At 73.6% G+C, this 8,282-nt stretch carries 6 protein-coding genes and 3 pseudogenes; all 9 read left to right on the forward strand.

All coding sequences use genetic code 11. The features are described from left to right. A pseudogene (locus tag JNW89_RS20020) lies at positions 1 to 553 on the forward strand (phenylalanine--tRNA ligase subunit beta); the annotation flags it as partial. A 346-nt stretch (positions 554 to 899) separates the two neighbouring features. After that, the gene (locus JNW89_RS20025; RefSeq protein ID WP_238450056.1) at positions 900 to 2,111 is read left to right on the forward strand and encodes a nucleotide sugar dehydrogenase; all 1,212 of its coding nucleotides are present in this window, start codon (positions 900 to 902) and stop codon (positions 2,109 to 2,111) included. Then, entirely contained in the window at positions 2,108 to 2,896 is a 789-nt protein-coding gene (locus tag JNW89_RS20030) for a glycosyltransferase family 2 protein (RefSeq protein WP_238450057.1), read from the forward strand. The genes JNW89_RS20025 and JNW89_RS20030 overlap by 4 nt, the downstream gene beginning before the upstream one ends. Before the next feature lie 8 nt (positions 2,897 to 2,904). Continuing rightward, a complete protein-coding gene (locus tag JNW89_RS20035) occupies positions 2,905 to 3,930 on the forward strand; it encodes an NAD(P)-dependent oxidoreductase (protein ID WP_238450058.1) in 1,026 nt (341 codons plus the stop codon). A 126-nt stretch (positions 3,931 to 4,056) separates the two neighbouring features. After that, on the forward strand, positions 4,057 to 5,058 hold the full coding sequence (gene argC / locus JNW89_RS20040; protein WP_238450059.1) for an N-acetyl-gamma-glutamyl-phosphate reductase: 1,002 nt from the start codon (positions 4,057 to 4,059) through the stop codon (positions 5,056 to 5,058). Beyond that, entirely contained in the window at positions 5,055 to 5,408 is a 354-nt protein-coding gene (locus tag JNW89_RS36835) for a bifunctional ornithine acetyltransferase/N-acetylglutamate synthase (protein ID WP_255541018.1), read from the forward strand. The genes argC and JNW89_RS36835 overlap by 4 nt, the downstream gene beginning before the upstream one ends. A gap of 17 nt (positions 5,409 to 5,425) precedes the next feature. After that, a pseudogene (locus tag JNW89_RS20045) lies at positions 5,426 to 6,228 on the forward strand (bifunctional ornithine acetyltransferase/N-acetylglutamate synthase). Continuing rightward, positions 6,225 to 7,150 (forward strand): annotated as a pseudogene (gene argB, locus JNW89_RS20050) (acetylglutamate kinase). The pseudogenes JNW89_RS20045 and argB overlap by 4 nt, the downstream one beginning before the upstream one ends. Beyond that, the coding region (locus JNW89_RS20055) for an acetylornithine transaminase (protein ID WP_238450060.1) at positions 7,147 to 8,282 on the forward strand (1,136 nt) is incomplete at its 3' end. The pseudogene argB and the gene JNW89_RS20055, both read left to right, overlap by 4 nt.

Genomic DNA, 8,282 nt, shown 5'->3' on the forward strand with positions numbered 1-8,282 from the left:
GCGGACGCGGTCGAGGCCGGCCGGGTGGTGCTCGCCGCCGCCGACATCCCGGCGGACCGGATCGAGGTGCGGGCCGTCGAGTACGCGCCCTGGCACCCGGGGCGCTGCGCGGAGGCTGCTGGTCGACGGGGCGATCGTCGGTCACGCCGGCGAGCTGCACCCGGCCGTGGTGGCGGCGCTGGAGCTGCCCCGCCGCACCAGCGCCATGGAGTTGGACCTGGACGCGTTGCCGGCCCCGCCGGTCGCGCCCGCGCCGACCGTGTCCGGCTTCCCGCCGGCGCTGATCGACGTGGCGCTGGTACTGGACGAGTCGGTGCCCGCGGCCCAGGTGGAGCAGGCGCTGGTCGAGGGCGCCGGCGAGCTGCTGGAGAGCGTCCGGCTCTTCGACGTGTACGCCTCGGAGCAGCTCGGCGCGGGACGCCGGTCGCTGGCGTACAAGCTCACCTTCCGGGCCCCGGACCGGACGCTGACCGTGGAAGAGGCGGTGGCCGCCCGCGACGCGGCCGTCGCCCTCGCGGCGCAGCGGTTCGGCGCCACGCTGCGCGGCGCCTGACCGGCCGGCGAGGGGCCCCTTCCGCGACGGTGGGAAGGGCCCCTCGTCGTGTCGGTCGCCGGCCGACGGCGGCGAGACCGAGACGTAGCGGCGGCTCGCCGAGCTGCTGGCCCACGCCGCACCCACAGGCACTGGTCGCACCGGCGGCTGGCCGGCACGCTCCGGCCCCGGCCACGCCGGGTTCCGGGAGGGTGATCGATGTGCCACGGACGGTGAGGCATCGGCCGAAAGGCCACCGCCGACGGCATGTTCGGCTACCCACGGGTCACATGTGAGCGGTTAACCTGCTTGGATTCCGACCACCACCCCGATCACACCCCCACCACCCCCACCGGGAGCTGACCCCATGTCCGAGGATCCGGGCCCCGCGCCGCTCTCCGTCGACGTCTGCATCGTCGGGGGTTGTGGCCGGGTCGGCTTGCCGCTGGGCATCGCGTTCGCCGCCCGCGGCCTCTCCGTCGTGCTGTACGACATCAACGCCGACGCGGTCGCCACGGTGAACGCGGGCACCCTGCCCTTCGCCGAGCCGGGCGCGGCCGACGCGCTGGCCGAGGCGGTCGCCGCCGGCCGGCTGCGGGCCACCACCGACCCGGTCGCCGTGGGCGCCTCCGAGCACCTCGTGGTGGTCGTCGGCACGCCCGTCGACGAGCACCTCAACCCGGACCTGGGCGCGGTGCCCCGGGCGCTGGAGCGCTGCGCCGAGCACCTGCGCGACGGGCAACTGGTGGTGCTGCGCAGCACCGTCTACCCGGGTGTGACGGCGCTGACCGAGAAGCTGCTCGCCGGCAAGGGCGTCAAGGCCGACGTGGCGTTCTGCCCGGAGCGGATCGCCGAGGGCCGGGCGATGACCGAGCTGTTCACGCTGCCGCAGATCGTCGCGGCCCGCACGCCCGCCGCCCTGGCCCGGGCGGAGAAGCTGTTCCGGCACCTCACCGAGCAGATCGTCCCGCTCGAGCCGGAGGAGGCGGAGCTGGCGAAGCTGTTCACCAACACCTGGCGGTACATCAAGTTCGCCACCGCCAACCAGTTCTGGATGATGGCCAACGACTTCGGGCTGGACTTCGCCCGGATCCGGCACGCGGTCGCCCACGACTACCCGCGCGCGGCGGACCTGCCGATGCCGGGCTTCGCCGCCGGGCCGTGCCTGTTCAAGGACACCATGCAGCTGGCCGCGTTCAACCGGAACAACTTCGTGCTGGGCCACTCCGCGATGCTGATCAACGAGGGGCTGCCGCTCTACCTGGTGTCCCGGCTGGAGGACCGGTTCGACCTGTCGGAGCTGACCGTGGGCATCCTCGGGATGGCCTTCAAGGGCGGCTCCGACGACCCGCGGGAGAGCCTGGCGTACAAGCTGCGCAAGATCCTGGCGCTGAAGACCCGGGAGACCATCTGCACCGACCCGTACGTCGCCGACGAGCGCCTGGTCGACCTGGACGAGGTGCTGCGCCGGGCCGACCTGCTGGTCATCGCCGCCCCGCACGAGCAGTACGCCCGGCTGGACACCGACAAGCCGGTGATCGACATGTGGGGCCTGACCGGGACGGGGGTGCGGGTGTGAGGCCGCGGGTGTCGGTGATCGTGCCGGTCTACAACGAGGGCGAGGCCATCCTGCGCTGCCTCGAACGGATGCTGCGCGAGATGCTGCTCCCGGCCGAGGTGCTGATCGTGCACGACATGCCGGAGGACACCACCGTCCCGTACGTCGAGCAGATCGCCCGCACGGACCCGCGGGTGCGCGCGGTGCTCAACACGTACGGGCGCGGGCCGGCCAACGCCATCCGGTTCGGCATCGACGCCGCGCTCGCCCCGGTCGTCGTGGTCACCATGGCCGACGGCTGTGACGATCCGCGCCAGATCGACGAGCTGGCCCGGCTGGTGGACCGGGGCGTGGTGGTCGCCGCCGCCTCCCGCTACATGCCCGGCGGGCAGCAGGTCGGCGGGCCCCGGCTCAAGCGGATGATGTCCCGCTGGGCGGGGCGCAGCCTCTACACGCTGGCCCGGGTGGGCACCCGGGACGCCACCAACAGCTTCAAGGCGTACGACACGGCGTTCGTCCGGGAGGTCGGCATCGAGTCGCGTACCGGCTTCGAGATCGGGCTGGAGCTGACCGCGAAGGCCACCCGGCTGCGGCTACCGGTCGCCGAGATCCCCACCATCTGGCTGGACCGGCCGCTGGGGGAGTCCCACTTCGACCTGGGTCGGTTCCTCCCCGGCTACCTGCGGTGGTACTTCTTCGCCTACGGTCGACGGCTGAGCCCGGAGAAGCTGACCACCCGCACGGCCCCGGCCGTGCCCGCCCCGCGCGGCGAGCGGGACAGCACCGAGTACGAGAAGACCGCATAGGAGCGCACGTGGCGAAGGTCCTGGTAACTGGTTCGGCCGGCTTCATCGGCGGTTACCTCGTCGAGGAGTTGCTGGGCCGGGGCCACGAGGTGGTCGGCATCGACAACTTCTCCAAGTACGGCCCGGTCACCCACAGCTACGACACCCATCCCCGGTTCCGGTTCGTGGAGGGCGACGCCCGCGACGTCGACCTGCTCACCGAGCTGCTGGACGGCTGCGACCACCTGGTCGCCGGGGCGGCGATGATCGGCGGCATCTCCTACTTCCACGCCTACGCCTACGACCTGCTCGCCACCAACGAGCGGATCATGGCGGCCACCTGCGACGCGGCCATCCGCGCCCACCGCGACGGCAGCCTGGCGAAGGTCACCTACCTCTCCTCCTCGATGGTCTACGAGTCCACCGAGCACTGGCCCAGCCGGGAGGGCGACGAGCGGCGCATCCCGCCGCCGCTGTCCTCGTACGGCTTTCAGAAGCTGGCCGTGGAGTACTACGCCCGGGCCGCCTGGGAGCAGTACCAGCTGCCGTACACCATCGTCCGGCCGTTCAACTGCGTCGGCGTGGGGGAGGGGCGGGCGCTGGGCCAGGCCGAGGTGCTCTCCGGCAACGTCAAGCTCGCCATGTCGCACGTGGTGCCGGACCTGGTGCAGAAGATCGTCAAGGGGCAGGATCCGCTGCACATCCTCGGCGAGGGCCACCAGGTGCGGCACTACACCTACGGCGGGGACCTGGCCCGGGGCATCGCCACCGCAGTGGAGCACCCGGCGGCCCACAACGAGGACTTCAACCTCTCCACCGCCGAGTCGACCAGCGTGCTGGAGCTGGCCGAGCTGATCTGGCGCAAGATCAAGGGCCCGGACCTGCCGTTCCGGTACGTCTCCGACGAGCCCTACCAGTACGACGTGCAGAAGCGGGTGCCGGACGTGACCAAGGCCCGCGAGGTCCTCGACTTCACCGCCACCACCTCGCTGGACGAGATGCTCGACGAGGTCGTGCCATGGGTGACCCGGGCGGTCGAGGAGGGCCGCCTGTAGTCCCGGCCGTTGTCGTCCCGCCCGGTGACCGGAGTCACGATCACATGTCCATGCAGTGGGACGTATGAACTTGCAGTGAGGGGTCCGGACCGCTAGCCTTTTCTGCATAGTCATGCGGAGGTGAGTATGGGCATTCGAGTTGCGGTCGCCGGGGCGAGCGGGTACGCCGGGGGTGAGCTGCTGCGCCTGATCGCCGGGCACCCCGAGCTCGACCTCGTCGCCGCCACCGCCCATTCCCAGGCCGGTCAGCCCGTCAGCGCCGTACACCCGCAGCTCGCGGGCCTCGACCTGACGCTCGCGGCGACCGACCCGGCGGCCCTGGCCGACGCGGACCTGGTCTTCCTGGCCCTGCCGCACGGCGAGTCGGCGGCCCTCGCCGCCGCCCTGCCGGCGACGGTCAAGGTGGTCGACCTCGGCGCCGACCACCGGCTGCACGACGCCGACGCCTGGGCCCGCTACTACGGCGGACCGCACGCCGGCGCCTGGACCTACGGCCTGCCCGAGCTGCCCGGCCAGCGGGCGGCGATCGCCGCCGCCACCCGGGTGGCCAGCACCGGCTGCTACGCCGTGGCCACCACCCTCGCCCTGGCCCCGCTGATCGCCGCCGGCGCGGTCTTCCCCACCGACGTGGTGGTGGTCGCCGCCTCGGGCACCTCCGGCGCCGGCCGGGCCGCCAAGGCCCACCTGCTCGGCAGCGAGGTGATGGGCGACCTGTCGCCCTACAAGGTCGGCGCCCACCAGCACGTGCCGGAGATCAAGCAGGCCACCGGCGCGACCAGCCTCTCCTTCACCCCGGTGCTCGCGCCCATGCCGCGCGGCATCCTCGCCACCGTCACCGCGGTGCCGACCGGCGACGCCGACCCGCGCGACGTGCTGGCCGCCGCGTACGCGGACGCGCCGTTCGTGCACGTCCTGCCCGAGGGCGCCTGGCCGCACACCGCCGCCACGGCCGGCTCGAACTCCTGCCACCTGCAGGCGGGCGTCGACGTCGACTCCGGCCGGGTGATCGTGGTCAGCGCGATCGACAACCTCGGCAAGGGCGCCGCCGGCCAGGCCGTGCAGTGCGCCAACCTCATGCTCGGCCTGCCCGAGACCACCGGCCTCCCCGTCTTCGGAGTCGCGCCATGACCGTCACCACCCCCCGGGGATTCCGGGCAGCGGGGGTCGCCGCCGGCCTCAAGACCAGCGGCGCCGCCGACCTCGCCCTCGTCGTCAACGACGGCCCCGACGCCGGGATCGCCGGTGTCTTCACCGCCAACCGGGTCAAGGCCGCGCCGGTGCTCTGGACCCAGCAGGTCGTCCGGGGCGGCGTGGTCCGCGCCGTGGTGCTCAACTCCGGCGGCGCCAACGCCTGCACCGGCCCGGCCGGCTTCCAGGACACCCACGCCACCGCCGAGCACACCGCCGCCGCGCTGACCTCGGTCAGCCCCCGGCTGATGCTCGCGCCGGCGAGGTCGCGGTCTGCTCCACCGGCCTGATCGGCGAGCGGCTGCCGATGCAGAAGCTGCTGCCCGGCGTGCGCAGCGCCATCCGGGGGCTCGGCCGCGACGGCGGCCACGGCGGCCGCCGACGGCCGATCATGACCACCGACACCCGGCCCCAAGACCACGGTCGCCCGGGGCAGCGGCTGGACCGTCGGCGGCATGGCCAAGGCGCCGGGATGCTCGCCCCGGCCATGGCCACCATGCTCTGCGTGCTCACCACCGACGCGGTCGCCGGGCCGGAGACGCTCGACGCCGCGCTGCGGGCCGCCACCTCGGTCACCTTCGACCGGATCGACTCCGACGGCTGCATGTCGACCAACGACACGGTGCTGCTGCTGTCCAGCGGCGCGTCCGGCGTCGAGCCCACCCAGGAGGAGCTGACCGCCGCGGTCACCGCCGCCTGCCACGACCTGGCCCAGCAGCTCATCGCCGACGCCGAGGGCGCGACCAAGCAGATCGCGATCGACGTCGTCGCGCCGCCACCGAGGCGGACGCGGTCGAGGTGGGCCGGTCGGTGGCCCGGAACAACCTGGTCAAGACCGCGCTGTTCGGCAACGACCCGAACTGGGGGCGGATCCTCGCCGCCGTGGGCACCACCGCCGCCGCCTTCGAGCCGGACGGCGTCGACGTCGCGGTCAACGGGATCTGGGTGTGCCGCTCCGGCGCCGCCGCCGAGGACCGCGCCAAGGTCGACCTGTCCGGCCGGGACGTCACCATCCGGATCGACCTGCACGCCGGCTCCTCGGCCGCGACGATCTGGACCAACGACCTGTCGCACGCGTACGTGCACGAAAACTCGGCGTACTCCTCATGAGCCTCACCGCCGACCTCACCCGGGCCCAGGCCAAGGCCGAGACGCTGATCGAGGCCCTGCCCTGGCTGGCCCGCCTCTCCGGCGCCACCGTCGTGGTCAAGTACGGCGGCAACGCCATGGTCGAACCCGCGCTCCAGCGCGCCTTCGCCGCCGACATGGTCTTCCTCCGCTACGCCGGCCTCAAGCCGGTCGTCGTGCACGGCGGCGGCCCGCAGATCTCCGCCATGCTCGGGCGGCTCGGCATCGCCAGCGAGTTCCGGGGCGGCCTGCGGGTCACCACCCCCGAGGCGATGGACGTCGTCCGGATGGTGCTGGTCGGGCAGGTCGGCCGGGAACTGGTCGGGCTGATCAACGCGCACGGCCCGTTCGCCGTCGGCCTCTCCGGCGAGGATGCCGGGCTGTTCACCGCCGTCCGCCGGCCCGCGTACGTCGACGGCAGCCGGTGGACGTCGGGCAGGTCGGCGACGTGGAGTCGGTCGACGTCTCGGCGGTGACCGACCTGATCGCGGCCGGCCGGATCCCGGTCATCTCGACCGTCGCGCCGGACGTCGACGGGGTGCTGCACAACCTCAACGCCGACACCGCCGCCGCCGCGCTCGCCGTCGCCCTCGACGCCCGCAAGCTGGTGGTGCTCACCGACGTGGCCGGCCTGTACGCCGACTGGCCGGACACCGCCAGCCTGGTCAGCGAGATCACCGACGACGAGCTGGCGAAGCTGCTGCCGTCCCTGGAGTCGGGGATGGTCCCGAAGATGGAGGCCTGCCTGCGGGCGGTGCGCGGGGGCGTACCCGCCGCGCACGTCGTCGACGGCCGGGTCGCCCACTCCACGCTGTTGGAGGTCTTCACCTCGGAAGGATTCGGCACGATGGTCGTGAGCGCGAGCCCCGCAGTCGCGAACAGGGAAGGCACGGTTCCCGCATGAGCACGCTGGTCGAACGCTGGGGCCAGGCCCTGATGGACAACTACGGCACCCCGCCGCTGGCGCTGGTCTCCGGCTCCGGCGCCGTCGTGGTCGACGAGGCCGGCCGGGAGTACGTCGACCTGCTCGGCGGCATCGCGGTCAACGCCCTCGGCCACGCCCACCCGGCCGTGGTGGCCGCCGTCTCCCGGCAGGTCGCCACCCTGGGCCACGTCTCCAACCTGTTCGTCGCCGAGCCCCCGGTGGCCCTGGCGGAGCTGCTGCTGGCCCTCGCCGGCCGGCCCGGCCGGGTGTTCTTCGCCAACTCCGGCGCGGAGGCCAACGAGGCGGCGTTCAAGCTCTCCCGGCTCACCGGCCGCAGTCACGTGGTGGCCGCCCGGGGCGGCTTCCACGGCCGGACCATGGGGGCGCTCGCGCTCACCGGCCAGCCCGCCAAGGCCGACCCGTTCCGCCCGCTGCCCGGCGACGTCACCCACGTGGCGTACGGCGACACCGCCGCCCTCGACGCGGCCGTCAGCGACGCGACCGCCATGGTGATCCTGGAGCCGATCCAGGGTGAGAACGGCGTCGTCGTGCCGCCCGCCGGCTACCTGGCCGACGCGCGGCGGATCACCGCCCGGCACGGCGCCCTGCTCGTCCTGGACGAGGTGCAGACCGGGATCGGCCGCACCGGGCACTGGTTCGCCCACCAGGCCGACGGGATCGAGCCGGACGTGGTGACCCTGGCCAAGGGGCTCGGCGGCGGGCTGCCCATGCCCATCGGGGCCTGCCTCGCCTTCGGGCGGGCCGGGGAGCTGCTCGCCCCCGGCTCGCACGGCACCACCTTCGGCGGCAACCCGGTCAGCTGTGCCGCCGCCCTGGCGGTGGTCGCCACCATCGCCAGCGAGGGGCTGCTCGATCACGTCAAGCGGACCGGCGAACGGCTGCGCCGGGGCGTCGAGGCGCTCGGCCACCCGTTGGTCGCCGAGGTCCGCGGCGCCGGCCTGCTGCTCGGGATCGCGCTCACCGCCCCGGCCTCCGGCCCGGTCACCGCCGCGCTGCGCGAGGCGGGCTTCCTGGTCAACCCGGTGCAGCCGGACGTGGTCCGGCTCGCCCCGCCGCTGATCCTCACCGCCGACCAGGTGGACGCCTTCCT

It is taken from the genome of Micromonospora sp. 4G55 (assembly GCF_016803375.1).